We start from the raw sequence: 14500 nt of genomic DNA, 5'->3' as shown, positions 1-14500 counted from the left end.
CCCGACGCTAGAATATCTATAGCAAGGCGAATAGAAATATAAAATAGTAGTTTGATTTCTGCCGAAAAACATCTTAGCAACGCGAAGTGTGCTCTCAATCTATTTTAGGAACCATATCGCGCCTGATGTTCTGCATCTCCCGCTAGTGGTTTATCAAGCACTCGTTCAAGTATCGGTTTGAAAAAATCCAGAGATTTGGATTCGTACTCAGGATCAAAACAGTTTTGATCATATTCATGGCAGAAACGCACCGCACTGTCATAAAAAGGATGATCTTTGTATCGTTCTCTAGCATTTCGATTCCCACCGCTGTGATGCGCGTAATAATACATCTGGAAAATTCCATGATGCTTAACCACCCAATAAACCTCTTCGTTGACGAATGGCCTTAAAATCGCAGCAGCCATTTCACTGTGTGAATAGGGCGCTAATTCATCACCGATATCATGCAGTAAAGCAGCAATAATCCACTGTTCGGACTCTCCCGCTTGATGCGCTCTGGTCGCTGCTTGTAGCACATGATCCAGACGTGATATCTGATAGCCTGATAAAGAATCTTCGAGTCGCTCTAATGAAGCAATGATCTTGTTTGGCAGATCTTTTTTGTATTCATCTTCGAGCTTATCGAGGAATAGATACTCCTCAGCTGTACCGTCCTCCATCTTGATAAAGTTAACTTTTTCCATGTTTTCTCGCCTTTTTAATCATTCGGATACGGCTCAACACATCATCGTAATCCATATAGGATAATTGCAAATGTCGATCGCCTGTTAATGCATCATAGGCAGTGCGTCCATGCATAACGCGGAGATTATTGGTTGCCATCATGTCTCCGCTATTGAGTCTGAATTTCACCATATTTTCTGAGGCTTCAACGAGCTTACCCAGTTTTCTATAGGCACGGTAAAAGTCATCCATTTGAGACGTTGAAATATTCAATGTTTGAGCAAGCTGATTAGAATAACGAAATACCTTTAGTGCACCTGAACAATCGAGTGTGAGCATTGGATTGGCTGAATAAACATCCCCTCGGCTACTGAACATTCTGAATGGAACAGCTACTTTGGTGAGAACATCATATGCCTCTGGATCTTGTTGTTTGAGTTGCGCAGCTACGTGAAAACCATCTACCGCAGTACTCATCCCACCTTCGGTTTCATTCACCAAAAAGTGAAACATCTGCACCCCTGGCGGATTATTATAGTTGGGCATATCAGTATGTGGTTTCAACTCGAGACTGGTAGAGGCAACGTTGTAGGCATTGTAGGCACCAGGCGTTGCCCGTACATTATGCAAACGATCGTAAATAACCTCACGCACACAGGCGACGTGATCAGCAAACCGTTCAATTTCACCTTCTTCTAGCGGAGCACCTCTTACAATCGCCAAACCAATATCACGAATAGCTTCACACCACGCGAGCAGGATTTCATCGTTAGTGCGTAGATCTGTGTAATCGTAAGTAGGGATAGAGTCTTGCAGCTCATTTCCCCACAGTGTCATTTCACCTTGTGCGGGATCATCTGAGTAGAATGTTTGACTTGTATCGTGCTGACGCAACCAATCGAGGTCGTATTCACTTCGGTGATTATTTTCATTCCAGATTATTTCTAATACTGAATCATTAATATTTGCTGATTTTGGCGCGATATTCTCTGGGATGGTTGCAGTCACCAAGGTACGTTCGTGGGTATCAGGGTGAAAACATTCGCTACATGGGCAATTATCCCGCAACCAAACATAATTGAATTCACTCTTGGTACCAGAACCAGAGAGCGACTTAATTGAAAGTAAGTTATTAGCAAGCGTAACCATAACCACTATATAGAACAGCTATTTAAAAGTTTCTGGAAAAGCTATTGTTTCAGTGGAAAATAATAATAAATTGTCCCTTTTGAATAAAAAGGGCTGATAAATAGGGGGGTGATCTATTACCGTCCCTACGTTTGTATAACCTAATAGTAAGTAATTATTATGATTACTGTTTTTTAAGTGCAGCAGCATTCATACAGTAGCGTAAACCACTCGGCTTTGGCCCATCAGGAAAGACATGACCAAGATGCGCATCACAGGTACTACATGTGGTTTCGACGCGGCTCATTCCATGTGAATTATCTTCGATATAATTAATCACATTGTCTTCTAACGGCAGAGTAAATGAAGGCCAACCGGTACCCGATTCAAACTTCTCACTCGCATCGAATAATAAGGTGCCACAGCAAACACAGCCATAAAGACCCTCTTCGAAGAGGCTACACATATCAGAACTGTTTGGCATTTCAGTGCCGTGTTTACGCGTGACTCGAAATGATTCATCGCTTAACACTGACTTCCATTCTTCTTCTGTTTTTTCGACTCGTTTGGCCGGTTTTAAATTACCCTCACGGGCATATTTCAAAACATCATTCCAGTTCAACATATTGATTTCCTCCTAACTTTATCTGTTTGTGATGAGATTACAATCTAAGCTAATCCTGTCTTCTAACCACTCCTGCAAGAACATTAAGTGCCGCAGAACGTTTGCAGCACAACCTCTTCAGGTTTCGGCGGTAACATATAATTTTCTTTGCCCTCTTGAAACTCAAAAGGGTTTTGTAACACGTCGTGTAATTCATTAAACACACTGAAATCGTTATTATCTTCAGCGGCTCTTATCGCTGCTTCGACTTGATGATTACGTGGAATGTAAACAGGATTGACACTTTGCATCAGCGCTTGTTGCTCAGCTGCTGTTGTGTCTTCCTGCTTTAGACGATACAACCACTTCTTTGCCCACGCATCAAAATCATCTGGGTTTTCAAACAAGTTACGCGCATTTTCCAGGTTTTCAAAATCTTGCGAAAGATGATAAAAAGTCAGCGTAAAGTCTGCTTTACCTGCTTGCATCACATCCAGCAATCGTGCAATTAACGCATGATCGTCTGCATTTGTTTGCTGCGCTTTTGCTATTTCAACACGATTTTCTTTAATCTCCTCTTGTGAAGGGGTTTGCGTGGGCTTATCTGAGGTACTTTGAGAAGAGCCTTCAGCAGCAGCTTTTGCAGCACCTTCAGCAGAAGCTTTCTTGAGTTTTTGTTCCATGATTTTTTCAGGATTTAACAAAAATTCTGTTGTCGGCAACCCGAGCTTTTGACGCATTTCATTCAACCAATAATGTTTGTAGATAGTTTCATATTCATTTAAAACTTCTTGCGCTAACAGCACCACTACTTCTTCTGGTTTGCCTTGTTCAGGCGTGACATATTCGGCAAATAACGGCAATAACGTTTCCGCAAAGCGGATTAAATTCCATTGACCAATTTGTGGCTGGTTTTTATACGCATAACGGCCTTGCTGGTCTATGGAACTATATACGCGGCTATGCGAGAACTCATCCATAAATGCGCATGGTCCATAATCAATGGTTTCGCCCGCAATCGACATATTGTCGGTATTCATCACGCCATGAATGAAACCGAGTGACATCCATTTAGCGATTAATTTAGCCTGTGCATTCACGACTTCTTTCAAGAAAGCGACATAGGGCTTTTTCACTTCCTGTTTAGAGCCATCAGCTGCAGAAGAGCCTTTAGCGTCAGAAAAACCTCTTTTCGCTTGCGGGTAGTGACGCCCAATTTCGTACGCCGCAAGTTTTTTCAAATCGTCAATATTGCCCTGGCTAGCAAAATACTGAAAAGTACCTACGCGCACATAACCGGTAGCAACTCGTGTCAAGATTCCACCAGGCTTCGGCGTTTCACGCATGACTTTTTCACCGGTGGTGACAGCCGCAAGCGCACGTGTAGTTGGTACACCGAGTTTATGCATAGCCTCGCAGAGTAAATATTCACGTATCACAGGGCCCAGTGCCGAACGACCATCGCCACCGCGTGACCAAGGTGTTTTTCCCGAACCTTTGAGTTGAATATCGTGACGAATCCCGTCTTTGTCTTTTACTTCACCCAATAAAATCGCACGACCATCTCCAAGTTGCGGAGAAAAACCACCAAATTGATGTCCTGAATAGGCCATTGCAATTGGCTCGGCCCCTTCTGGAATCTTATTACCGGAAAAGAATTCCACCGCTTCCGCTTCATCCGTATATAAACCAGTCACACCAAGTTGTTCTGCCAGTTCGTGATTAAATTTAATCAAGCCAGGTTGCTCAACAGGATCTGGATTTGTAGTGCTGTAAAAATTCTCGGGTAGCTTGGCGTAACTATTATTGAAATCGACTTTCGACATTCTTTTCCTTTGGTAGTGTGTAATAAAAAGACCGTTGCTCGAAAGTGCGGTCTCAAATAATTATTGAATATAGAGCAATGCTGTCATTCTGAAAAAAGCCCTGAAAGTGGGGGGGTGTATTTTCTATATTATTTTTTCTATTAGATTATTTAACCGCAGCAGTCACGCAGATTTCTACAAGGATTTCTTCGCGCGCCATCAAAGCCTGAACACACGCTCTTGCTGGTTTTTCTCCATCAGCAACCCATGCATCCCAGATTTCATTCATCGCTGCAAAATCTTTCATGTCTTTAATGAAAATGGTCGTTGATAAAATGTGATTCTTATCGCTACCTGCTTCTGCAAGTAATGCATCAATTTTGTTTAAACAACTTGTTGTTTGCTCTTGAATGCCTACCGTTACATCATCTGCAACCTGGCCTGAAAGATAGATATTGCTGTTATTGTTAATAACGATTTTGCTCATTCTATCGGTAGATTGTTTACGTACTATGCTCATTCTTTTTCATGCTCCATGATTATTCATTGCGGCGTGTTGTAGACGACAACACAAACGCAAGTCAGATAAAAAAGTAAGGGTAGCGCAATCTTGAGATATTTGCTGATTTAAAACCGACAAATTATGAATCGTAGAAAGTCGGTTGAGTGCAATTGTTAACGTTATTTTGACGTAGGGGAGTTTAAACTAAAAAGTCACCCCCCTACTTTGAGGGCTTTTTTGTGATGCCACTATAAACAGTGAATATCTAACTCACTGAAATTGATATTAATCTTCAACCATCTGCGTCAAAACAATCGGATCGTTCTCCAGCGTTCTATGCACTGGGCACTTGTCTGCAATTTCGATCATCTTCTGTTTTTGTTCGTCTGTTAAATCACCTTTAAAACTGATAAAACGCGTGATTCGGTCGACTTTACCCTTACGGCCTTCGCATTCCTCGCAGTCTTCGGCGTTGATTTTTTCATGCTTTAAACGAACCGTGATGTCATCCAGCGGTAGTTTTTTGAAATTAGCGTACATGCGAATCGTCATCGAGGTACATGAACCCAGACTCATGAGTAACAAATCATACGGTGCAGGGCCTTGATTCGTGCCACCTACGCTGATTGGCTCATCACTCAAGAATTGATGACTATCGCTGTATAAACCACGTAAGAATTTCTTATTCTTCTCGGTTACAACCACTTCACCATGCTCTACTTTTGGTGCGGTTCCTTGTGATGCTTCAAACTCGGCTGAATCTATTTCCAGATAGCGACTCGCCCAGGCAGCTAGCGTCAAACCTACGTATTCCGAATCGTGGCGATTACTCAATAAGTGATCCGCATTATCCAGCGATATAAAACTCTTTGGATGTTTCGCCGCCCGATAAATCTTTGCCGCTTCATCGATTGAAACAATGGTATCAACAGGCGAGTGAAAAATAAGCAGAGGTCGTTTTAAATTAGCAATATGATCAGCCGAAGCGTTCTCGTTTAAATCATCGAGCAACTGCTTTTTGATATTAAATTCTCGCATGCCTATTTTTACCCTAGCTTCCCCTTTTGCTTCTAACTCTGGGACTGCATTTAAAAATAGATGCTGCACGTGATCTGCCGTGGCAGGCGAGCCAATCGTCGCGATCGCTTTAACCAAAGGTAATTGATGAGCAGCACCCAAAACCGCAGCACCACCGAGGCTATGCCCGATCAATAAACTGGGAGCCTGATATTCATCTTCCAGCATTTTCGCAGCAGCAATTAAATCATCAATATTTGAAGAGAAATTGGTATTGGCAAAATCACCATCGCTATTACCAAGACCAGTAAAGTCAAAGCGAAATACTGCAATGCCTTTATCCGCTAAAGAACGACTAATCCGCGATGCGGCTGCCACATCTTTACTACAGGTAAAACAATGGGCAAATATTGCATAACGTAACGCCTGCTGATTTGATTCCGGTGTTTCTAATAAGCCAGCCAGAGTTTCACCCTGATTATTTTTGAATTCAACTTTTGTCCGTGCCATAGCTTTTCCTGTTATGTTTTTTAATGACTAATTTATTCATGCAACGTTAATACGTCTAATTATCTTAAATAGAGGCGAGAATGGAGACGATTCCGAAAGCACCACATCATTGTATAGATAATGATGTCATCTAATGATCACCCCCCTACTTTAACGCGTTTTTTTCACTTAGGTTGTTTATTACCCCAAATCCCCACTCTTTGTTTTTTTAATGACGACTATTTCCCTAAAATTCCACAATCAGAAGCTCTTATTCATTTTTAATGCAATATGCCACCCAAAAAACCACTTTTAACTTTTAGAAATGACTCAATTCCCACTTAGATACAAGAGTCTCTCAATTATTTTGAAGTTATTTTCATCTATAATTTTTGATGTTACTTCGTATCGTCACCACTGCGTTCATAGCCGATTTTACATTTAAATTTTCTTACTTTTATACCGGCTTATCTTCTACCGCCTGTCACCAAACCACCAGACATGCATCTACAAATAATTCCTCCGCGTTAATTACAGCAACTCAAATTTAAATAGGAAATAACACAATGAACAAACACGCACACTGGTTTATCCGCGTACCTTTTGCAGCTACTTTTATCTTTCATGGTCTTGGTAAATTCGGCAATTTAACAGGCTCTGCTGAAATGATGGGAATACCCGTTTTTCTATTAGCGTTAGTTGCTGTTGCAGAAGTTTTAGCAGGCGTCGGCGCAATCGTTGGCGGAATACCAAACTTCCCGAAGAATGATCTTGTAACACGTCTTGCAGGTTTAGCGGGAGCACCAGTAATGCTTGGCGCTATCTTTATGGTTCACTTTCCACGCTTCTCTTTTGTACCAACTGAAGAGTTCCCAATGGGTGGCTTTGAATTCCAGTTATTACTACTAGGTGCTGCAATTTCCTTCATCCTTAGCGGTAACAGCAACAACCTATCAAATAACGAAAAGTAACAAATTCTGTCTAACACATTTAAATCTCGATTCCATGTCTTGGGCCAGTTTTCACTGGCTCCTTTTTTTGCCTAGAAAAAGTCCAATCTAGAACATCACGTCATCTACTGATAACGATTATCACCTCATTTTCGATTTATCATCGTTTACATATAGTATTTGACAAAATAAGCCAATCAATACTACACTTCGAAATATGTCGAATTATAGTATTGATATTCAAAAACGCGCCGAGATGTTTAAAGCATTAGGTAATCCGCATCGTCTTGCCATTTTTCAGCGACTCACTACCTGTTGCGTGCCGGGAACTGTTTGCGAAATGGAAGATGCCATGCATTTTACTGTCGGCGAAATTGGCGAAGAACTAGAGATTGCTCCTTCGACCGTATCTCATCATCTCAAAGAATTGTTTCGAGCAGGTTTGATACAAACAAGACGCAACGGTAAATCCATCGAATGCTGGATTGAACCCGAACTACTCGAGCAGTTATCTGGATTCTTCAACATTGACTTTTTAAATAATCAAAGCGAACTAACCGAGAACAAACAAAAGGTGAAATCATGAGTGAAAATGAAAATTGCTGTGCTCCAAGCTGTTGTGATGAAACACAGTCCGATACTGCTGCTAAAAACAACACGTTCCGCGAAAGTGTCCGTGAAAAATATGCGAAAGTTGCTAATGCAGTGACTGAAGATGATTGCGATGCACCCGCTGCAAGTTGCTGTGGAACCTCGGATGATGAAGCCATAAACACACTGATATCAACCCGTTTAGGTTATTCACAAGCAGAACTAAATGCCGTACCTTCAGGTGCAGATATGGGATTAGGCTGTGGCAATCCACAAGCTATCGCGGCATTAAAAGCGGGCGAAACGGTTGTCGATCTTGGATCTGGCGGTGGCTTTGACTGTTTTCTTGCATCACCAGAAGTAGGTGAGACAGGTCGAGTGATCGGTATAGATATGACACCCGACATGATCAGTAAAGCACGAAATAATGCCAGTACTGGCAAGTTCAGTAATGTTGAGTTCCGTTTAGGCGAAATAGAGCATTTGCCAGTATCAGATAACAGTGTTGATGTGATTATCTCAAACTGTGTAATCAACCTTTCGCCCGATAAAGGCCAGGTATTTAAAGAAGCGTATCGCATTTTAAAATCTGGCGGCAGACTTGCCATATCTGATGTTGTCGCAACGATTGAACTACCTGAAGAAATGCGCAACGACCCACTACTAATCGCGGGCTGCATGGGGAATGCCGCACTTATTGATGATCTAAAGAATGATTTAGAAGCAGCAGGGTTTAGGGATATTGCGATACAACCAAAAGATTCCTCTAAGGAATTTATTCAGGACTGGGCACCCGGAATTGGCGTGGAAAATTACGTGGTTGCGGCAACCATAGAGGCAGTAAAGCGCTAACTGTTTCTTAGTCATTTCGTGACTCAATACTTTTAAGTATAAAAAAAGGGACACAGAAAGTGTCCCTTTTTTTTATATTTCAACTAAGTGCCTGATCATTCAAATGGTTTAGGTGCAGGTGTATTGTCTGTTGAAGGTGGTAAAATAGGCAATTGGAAGGCTGGCTGATCACCTGTTAGAGTTTTCAGGAATGCCACGATTTGTGCATTTTCTTCTTCCGTATACTTTTTACCTAACTGAAGTCTACCCATAACATCGACAGCTTCCGTTAGTGTTTTGGCTTCTCCATCATGGAAGTAAGGATAAGTCATTTCAACATTTCTCAAAGTCGGTACTTTAAATTTGAAACGGTCCGCATCTTTACCAGTAACTGCAGACAACCCTTCTGCCGCGTTTGTAGATTTATAAGGCTCAACCAATCCCATTTTCTGGAACGAATTACCGCCTACTGCTTCACCATTATGGCAAGCAACACAACCACTGCTTTTAAACAGGGTGTAACCCGCTAGCTCAGTAGCATTGATTGCATCTTTATCGCCCAGTAAATATTGATCAAAGCGAGAGTTTGGTGTCACCAGAGTTTTCTCGAACTCTGCAATCGCCTGAGTTACTTCATCAATATTAATCGCATCGGTGCCAAACACCTGCTTAAATTCAACCACGTATTCAGGAATCGACTTCAATACATCTACCGCTAACTCATGGGTAAAACCCATCTCACCAGGATTTGCTATCGGGCCGCCTGCCTGCTCTTTCAAGTCTGCCGCACGACCATCCCAGAACTGTGCAACATTTAAGCTGGAATTTAGCACTGTAGGTGAATTGATAGGACCCTGCTGCCAATGATCGCCAATTGAAGTTTTGAGGTTATCGGTGCCACCCATGCTTAAGTTGTGACATGAATTACACGATATAAAACCCGACTTGGATAAGCGCGGATCAAAATATAACTTTTTACCCAGTTCAACTTGCGCAAGATTAATGTTTTTAACCGGCTGAATAGGTGTAATTGGCTCTTGTGTTACCGCTACTGCGGCTGTAGCAACCATACCCAAAGCAACCGCTATAGAGATTGCCTTTAATTGAATGCTCATTTTTTTAACTCCCTTATATAAGTGAACTACAAATATCAACTATTAGCCTTAAATCTAATGGAACCCAATCATTATTTTATTGACACAGATCAGAAACAGAACAATGATTTAATAATTATTATTATTGATATTTATCAATGAGATAAAGCCATAAAAGAGTATGGAAATACTGCTTTCAGCAATGATGAGGCAGGTACATACCAATGTTGTTTAAAGGAATTATTTATCAATATCACCACCGGTATTGGTAGCGATATTGGTGATGATTATAGCTACTGTCTTTACGCTGATGGATACGCAACTTTTACAAAAAGTTTCGATATTCTTTCCATATTCTAAAACCCAATAACTAGCCACAACATTCAGAACCTGAAGTTGTTATAGCTGTTACAGGATCTTTTCTTTTACTTATATTTTTATACGCGTTTCTATTTGTCACTTTGGAAGCAACTGTTTGCTTAGTTAGATTACTTTCACTCACAGCAACAACGTCTTCAGCCCTATCTTTAGAATTGAAACGAGTAAAAGACTTCACGATAACTGCTGATACCGAACTACTTAACTGTTTCAGCAAACTTTTTCGAGATTCAAAACCCATGCTCTGCCTTTCCAGTAGACGCCGATCATATTCACGAATTTCTGAAAGAGTTGGGTTACGTCCATTCCACATAGGCATTCCAATAAAGCCAGATAAGTGACTTACCTGCTTCTCGAATTTTCTATCAAGGTTGTTATTAGAATTGCTGTTACTGTTTTTCATTTTAGATATTCTCCTCATAATTTCTAACTTTAGGTTTGGCTTTTCGTTGCCATGTGAGAATAATCAATGAATATAGGGCGCTTAACAAACGATTAGATCTAAGCTATGCTTTAGAAATTCTATTGCGAATGAGATTAAGAACACCGAAATCATGCGTCGTCTTCCTCCACTCAATTCAATTAGGGCCTTTGAAGCCACCGCGCGCCATTTAAGTTTTTCGAAAGCGGCTGAAGAGTTAAATGTCACTCCCGGCGCGGTTAGTCAACAAGTAAAAGTACTGGAAGATTATTTAAACCTGAAACTCTTCAAGCGCAAAAATCGTATGATTTTGTTAACAGATGAGGCGCAAGTTTGCTTGCCGTTACTCACCGAAGGATTAGATAAACTGGCGCAATCGATTGACATGATTCGCGAGCAGAGTAACGACAAACCGCTAACCATCACCGCATCGCCCACCTTTACTTCACGCTGGTTAATGCCACGCCTGACTAACTTTCAACAAAAATTTCCAGATATTGATGTGCGCATCGATGCCAGCAATGACCTTGCAGATCTGGTTAATGATGATATTGATGTCGGCATTCGTTTTGGCACGGGAGAATATCCGGGCTTGGAAGCCGATTATTTATTCTCACAAAATGTCATTCCTGTTTGTAATCCTGAGCTATTGAAAGGACAGAAAAAACTCGAAACGCCAGAAGACCTTAAAAACCATACCTTGTTACACGCACACGGAGATTACTTTTTCATAGACAAAACACATGTAGACTGGGAAATGTGGTTCGCCACTGTCGGCATAAAAGAAATCGACGCCAGACGTGGGCTGCACTTTTCACAACATAATTTGCTAGTAGAAGCAGCTATTCGAAGCCAGGGAATTGCTCTTGTGGGAGACGTTGTTGTCAATGAAGAATTAAAAACAGGACAGCTTGTTAAGCTTTTTGAAGATACCGATATTCCGCTGAAATTTTCATATTACCTGATTTACTCACATGCCAAATCTAATCTGACTCGAATTAAAGTGTTTAGACAATGGCTACTCGATGAAGTTAAGAAAGTTAGGTGGGCATAAGCCTTTTAAAAAGGGACTTTTCAAAATAATTATTGATAATCTAATGACAATTCTCGCGCCTTATAAGTCAGCCTAATTCAATCTCACGGCCTACGCTAATCAAAGAAAAACATCGATTACAGCACTTTCACCAGTCATTCACCGTCCAAACCATATTATATCTGCTAATTCACCCAAATATTTAAATTTAATATTGCTAAATTAATTTATTCTAGATATATCTACTTATTTTTAAATTAACTACAGAACTTCCCAAAATGTTTACTATAGTATTAATTAATGCACAAGCTTGTGCATCTTAATAATTGAGTATTTAAATTTTTATTAATTAGGCAGAGAAGGAATCTCTATGATTAAAACAAATGAAATAGGTGTTTTTGATAGTAACGAATCAGCCCGCACTCTTAAATTTGCATTAGAAATAGAGACTGAAATCAATGCATTTCTCCAACCACTAGATGAATATCCAGTAAACCCTATGAAGATATGAGTTTTCTCCTATCTTGATGTGTATTCACAAAGCTTCAATCGATAAATATTTACATTCACTTTTTCAACCTATTGATCTTACAGTGATTACTTCTGTTTTCCTTATTCAGTCGTAATCGTTTTCAACCCTACAAAACAAAACTAAAGGCTGTTATTTATGAAAAAACTACATCGATATCTCATAGGGATATTTTTAACAATAATATCATTCAGCGCATTTGCCGCTGAAGGAGATCCAAGTGGATTCAGTGCATTACTTGCAGGCATAAGTAGTGGGGTAGATACCTTTTTTAATACTTACTTTGGTTGGTTTGTTAACCTTATTTTCTATAGTGTTCCCGTTGGTGAAGCCAAGTTCCCATTAATCGTAGGCTGGTTATTTATTGCAGCGATAATTTTCACATTCTACTTCGGATTTGTTCAATTTAGACGATCTGGTTTAGCGTTGAGTATTGTGAGTGGTAAATTTTCTGATCCAAATTCTAAAGAAGATGGTGAGGTTTCTCACTTCCAGGCCTTAACCACAGCCCTATCAGGCACGGTTGGTTTAGGTAATATCGCGGGTGTTGGTGTCGCGGTAGCAATCGGTGGACCTGGTGCTACTTTTTGGATGATTATGTGTGGCCTCTTTGGTATGGCTTCTAAATTCTTCGAGTGTACCTTGGGTGTTAAATACAGAACAGTGTTACCCTCCGGCGCTATTTCTGGTGGTCCAATGTATTACCTTCGTGATGCAATGGCAGAAAGAGGTTTTGGTGGTTTTGGTAAAGTACTTGCCGTTGGTTTTGCTTTGATGTGTATTTTGGGTGCTCTTGGTGGCGGAAATATGTTCCAGGCTAACCAAGCTCATGCGATGTTAACCTACGCATTTGATGTCCCTGCTGAGTACGGAGTTATCACTGGTGTCGTTCTAGCTGCGTTAGTTTTCTCTGTAATTGTCGGTGGAATGCCTTCAATTGCATCAGTAACCGAGAAGGTTGTACCGTACATGGCTGCTTTATACCTTGGTATGGGTATAATTGTTATTGTGATTAATGCGAGTCACATCGGTGCTGCATTCAGTGCAATATTCGATGGTGCATTTACAGGTGCAGGTGTTGTAGGTGGAGTTATCGGTGCAATGATACAAGGACTGAAACGCGCTACATTCTCTAATGAAGCAGGTGTCGGTTCTGCGGCAATTGCTCACTCAGCGGTAAAAACGAAAGAGCCAATCACTGAAGGTTTAGTAGCTACACTTGAGCCATTCATCGATACCGTTGTTATTTGTACAATGACTGCATTGGTAATTACCATTGCTGGTTTGAACGTAGCGCCATTCGATGGTGCTGGCTTAACAGGTGTTCAATTAACAGCTGCTTCGTTCTCAGACTCGGTTGGTTTCTTTAAATACTTCCTGGCATTAGCAGTCATCATGTTCGCATTTTCAACAATGATTTCATGGTCATACTACGGACTCAAAGCCTGGACTTACCTATTCGGTGAAGGCAAGGCGATGGAAATGATTTTCAAACTAATCTTCTGTATCTTTGTTGTAGTTGGCGCAACTATTAAGTTTGGCGCGGTAATCGACTTCTCTGATGCAGCGATCTTTGCAATGTCTATCTTCAACATCATCGGTCTTTATTTCTTAATGCCGATTGTTAAAGATGAATTAACTTCTTTTGTAGCACGTGTAAAATCAGGTGAAATCAAGAAGTACAAGTAATCGATAATTATTAATAAGCATTAATAAATATTGATTCATGTAACAATTAAAGCCCACTTCGGTGGGCTTTTTTTATGACTTTTAATTAACCACAAATTAACCACAAATTAGCTAATTTGGATGAATAACCAGAATGAAGATAAAAGATACACCCATAGACCTGAATAAAGCCATATTGCAAAAAGGCCCAAAATTCAGATCTCATAAAGTTATATTTGAAGAAAATGTTGCGGACCTTAAGCCGACTATGAGTTCATTGTGGTTTTGTCTTGTATATATTGTTGTTGGTTTGTTTTTATTAATGCTTGCTGCCATCGTTTATCACAACAAAAAACAACTCGACTTCACACTCTTTCTCGGAGGCATTGGCATAGCCATACTGACTTTTGGCATAACCTTAGTCATGCCTTTCGTCAAACAAGTGACTTTTGATAAAGACAGGGGCACATTTAAGAATAATATTGATCGTGCAGTAAAGTTAGAAAACATTATTACATTCCAAATTCTGAATAAAATGGTGACTAGTAAGCACGGCCTAAGTTACCCCTGTTATGAGCTTAATATGCTAACCAAAAATGGACGTCGAATAAACGTGCTTAACCACAACGACATAGAGCAGTTAACGAGCGATGCTCAAATGCTGGCTGAGTTTCTAGATGTAGAACTCATCGACTTACAGCATGAAATAATTCTCTAACAGCAATGCAACTGACTGTTCTGAAACCTAAAGAAATAAGATCGACAAATTTCAGAACAGAATACACATCGTATTC

General features: G+C 40.4%; 16 protein-coding genes. 7 read left to right on the top strand and 9 right to left on the bottom strand.

What is annotated here, in order from left to right; genetic code table 11:
- Positions 1–104: 104 nt before the first annotated feature.
- The 6 genes from Q1A31_RS15970 to Q1A31_RS15945 all read right to left on the bottom strand — a co-directional run bounded on the left by Q1A31_RS15970 (position 105) and on the right by Q1A31_RS15945 (position 6232).
- On the bottom strand, positions 105–686 hold the full coding sequence (locus tag Q1A31_RS15970; RefSeq protein ID WP_299878985.1) for an HD domain-containing protein: 582 nt from the start codon (positions 684–686) through the stop codon (positions 105–107).
- Positions 673–1815: a TauD/TfdA family dioxygenase gene (locus tag Q1A31_RS15965; RefSeq protein WP_299878982.1), complete on the bottom strand. Its 1143-nt coding sequence runs from the start codon at positions 1813–1815 to the stop codon at positions 673–675. The genes Q1A31_RS15970 and Q1A31_RS15965 overlap by 14 nt, the downstream gene beginning before the upstream one ends.
- 163 nt (positions 1816–1978) lie before the next feature.
- On the bottom strand, positions 1979–2419 hold the full coding sequence (gene msrB, locus Q1A31_RS15960; RefSeq protein WP_299878979.1) for a peptide-methionine (R)-S-oxide reductase MsrB: 441 nt from the start codon (positions 2417–2419) through the stop codon (positions 1979–1981).
- Between the two features lie 83 nt (positions 2420–2502).
- On the bottom strand, positions 2503–4224 hold the full coding sequence (locus tag Q1A31_RS15955) for a YdiU family protein (protein ID WP_299878976.1): 1722 nt from the start codon (positions 4222–4224) through the stop codon (positions 2503–2505).
- A 145-nt stretch (positions 4225–4369) separates the two neighbouring features.
- Entirely contained in the window at positions 4370–4723 is a 354-nt protein-coding gene (locus Q1A31_RS15950) for a RidA family protein (RefSeq protein WP_131904459.1), read from the bottom strand.
- Between the two features lie 267 nt (positions 4724–4990).
- Positions 4991–6232 carry a bifunctional alpha/beta hydrolase/OsmC family protein gene (locus Q1A31_RS15945; RefSeq protein WP_299878971.1) on the bottom strand — a complete coding sequence of 414 codons (1242 nt, stop codon included), beginning with the start codon at positions 6230–6232 and terminating at the stop codon, positions 4991–4993.
- 545 nt (positions 6233–6777) lie between these two features.
- Here Q1A31_RS15945 and Q1A31_RS15940 point away from each other — a divergent pair.
- The 3 genes from Q1A31_RS15940 to Q1A31_RS15930 all read left to right on the top strand — a co-directional run bounded on the left by Q1A31_RS15940 (position 6778) and on the right by Q1A31_RS15930 (position 8604).
- On the top strand, positions 6778–7182 hold the full coding sequence (locus Q1A31_RS15940; protein ID WP_299878968.1) for a DoxX family protein: 405 nt from the start codon (positions 6778–6780) through the stop codon (positions 7180–7182).
- 196 nt (positions 7183–7378) lie between these two features.
- A complete protein-coding gene (locus tag Q1A31_RS15935; protein ID WP_299878965.1) occupies positions 7379–7747 on the top strand; it encodes a helix-turn-helix transcriptional regulator in 369 nt (122 codons plus the stop codon).
- On the top strand, positions 7744–8604 hold the full coding sequence (locus tag Q1A31_RS15930) for an arsenite methyltransferase (protein WP_299878962.1): 861 nt from the start codon (positions 7744–7746) through the stop codon (positions 8602–8604). The genes Q1A31_RS15935 and Q1A31_RS15930 overlap by 4 nt, the downstream gene beginning before the upstream one ends.
- Before the next feature lie 95 nt (positions 8605–8699).
- On the opposite strand, the gene Q1A31_RS15925 is transcribed toward Q1A31_RS15930, so the two are convergent.
- The 3 genes from Q1A31_RS15925 to Q1A31_RS15915 form a co-directional block, all read right to left on the bottom strand.
- Entirely contained in the window at positions 8700–9698 is a 999-nt protein-coding gene (locus Q1A31_RS15925; RefSeq protein WP_299878960.1) for a cytochrome-c peroxidase, read from the bottom strand.
- 219 nt (positions 9699–9917) lie between these two features.
- Positions 9918–10055: a hypothetical protein gene (locus Q1A31_RS15920; protein ID WP_299878957.1), complete on the bottom strand. Its 138-nt coding sequence runs from the start codon at positions 10053–10055 to the stop codon at positions 9918–9920.
- On the bottom strand, positions 10048–10458 hold the full coding sequence (locus Q1A31_RS15915) for a hypothetical protein (protein ID WP_299878954.1): 411 nt from the start codon (positions 10456–10458) through the stop codon (positions 10048–10050). The genes Q1A31_RS15920 and Q1A31_RS15915 overlap by 8 nt, the downstream gene beginning before the upstream one ends.
- A gap of 151 nt (positions 10459–10609) precedes the next feature.
- Here Q1A31_RS15915 and Q1A31_RS15910 point away from each other — a divergent pair, with 151 nt between their 5' ends.
- From Q1A31_RS15910 to Q1A31_RS15895, 4 genes are all read left to right on the top strand, one after another.
- Positions 10610–11530 carry a transcriptional regulator GcvA gene (locus Q1A31_RS15910; protein ID WP_299878951.1) on the top strand — a complete coding sequence of 307 codons (921 nt, stop codon included), beginning with the start codon at positions 10610–10612 and terminating at the stop codon, positions 11528–11530.
- Positions 11531–11879: 349 nt separating this feature from the next.
- Positions 11880–12020 (top strand): hypothetical protein, encoded by a 141-nt coding sequence (locus Q1A31_RS15905; protein ID WP_299878948.1) that lies wholly within the window; start codon positions 11880–11882, stop codon positions 12018–12020.
- 156 nt (positions 12021–12176) lie between these two features.
- Complete coding sequence (locus Q1A31_RS15900) at positions 12177–13727, top strand: sodium:alanine symporter family protein (RefSeq protein ID WP_299878945.1); 1551 nt, start codon at positions 12177–12179, stop codon at positions 13725–13727.
- Positions 13728–13860: 133 nt separating this feature from the next.
- Positions 13861–14424 carry a hypothetical protein gene (locus tag Q1A31_RS15895; RefSeq protein ID WP_299878942.1) on the top strand — a complete coding sequence of 188 codons (564 nt, stop codon included), beginning with the start codon at positions 13861–13863 and terminating at the stop codon, positions 14422–14424.
- Positions 14425–14500: the final 76 nt, after the last annotated feature.

The organism is uncultured Cocleimonas sp. (assembly GCF_947495625.1).
GTDB lineage: Bacteria > Pseudomonadota > Gammaproteobacteria > Thiotrichales > Thiotrichaceae > Cocleimonas.
This window is presented reverse-complemented; position numbering and strand designations above follow the sequence as displayed.

Excerpts from the sequence above, each read along its gene's own strand:
- Q1A31_RS15970 (WP_299878985.1), bottom strand. The coding sequence starts at position 686 with ATGGAAAAAGTTAACTTTATCAAGATGGAGGACGGTACAGCTGAGGAG.
- Q1A31_RS15965 (WP_299878982.1), bottom strand. The coding sequence starts at position 1,815 with ATGGTTACGCTTGCTAATAACTTACTTTCAATTAAGTCGCTCTCTGGT.
- Q1A31_RS15950 (WP_131904459.1), bottom strand. The coding sequence starts at position 4,723 with ATGAGCATAGTACGTAAACAATCTACCGATAGAATGAGCAAAATCGTT.
- Q1A31_RS15945 (WP_299878971.1), bottom strand. The coding sequence starts at position 6,232 with ATGGCACGGACAAAAGTTGAATTCAAAAATAATCAGGGTGAAACTCTG.
- msrB (WP_299878979.1), bottom strand. The coding sequence starts at position 2,419 with ATGTTGAACTGGAATGATGTTTTGAAATATGCCCGTGAGGGTAATTTA.
- Q1A31_RS15925 (WP_299878960.1), bottom strand. The coding sequence starts at position 9,698 with ATGAGCATTCAATTAAAGGCAATCTCTATAGCGGTTGCTTTGGGTATG.
- Q1A31_RS15955 (WP_299878976.1), bottom strand. The coding sequence starts at position 4,224 with ATGTCGAAAGTCGATTTCAATAATAGTTACGCCAAGCTACCCGAGAAT.
- Q1A31_RS15900 (WP_299878945.1), top strand. The coding sequence starts at position 12,177 with ATGAAAAAACTACATCGATATCTCATAGGGATATTTTTAACAATAATA.
- Q1A31_RS15910 (WP_299878951.1), top strand. The coding sequence starts at position 10,610 with ATGCGTCGTCTTCCTCCACTCAATTCAATTAGGGCCTTTGAAGCCACC.
- Q1A31_RS15915 (WP_299878954.1), bottom strand. The coding sequence starts at position 10,458 with ATGAAAAACAGTAACAGCAATTCTAATAACAACCTTGATAGAAAATTC.
- Q1A31_RS15940 (WP_299878968.1), top strand. The coding sequence starts at position 6,778 with ATGAACAAACACGCACACTGGTTTATCCGCGTACCTTTTGCAGCTACT.
- Q1A31_RS15935 (WP_299878965.1), top strand. The coding sequence starts at position 7,379 with ATGTCGAATTATAGTATTGATATTCAAAAACGCGCCGAGATGTTTAAA.
- Q1A31_RS15905 (WP_299878948.1), top strand. The coding sequence starts at position 11,880 with ATGATTAAAACAAATGAAATAGGTGTTTTTGATAGTAACGAATCAGCC.
- Q1A31_RS15895 (WP_299878942.1), top strand. The coding sequence starts at position 13,861 with ATGAAGATAAAAGATACACCCATAGACCTGAATAAAGCCATATTGCAA.
- Q1A31_RS15930 (WP_299878962.1), top strand. The coding sequence starts at position 7,744 with ATGAGTGAAAATGAAAATTGCTGTGCTCCAAGCTGTTGTGATGAAACA.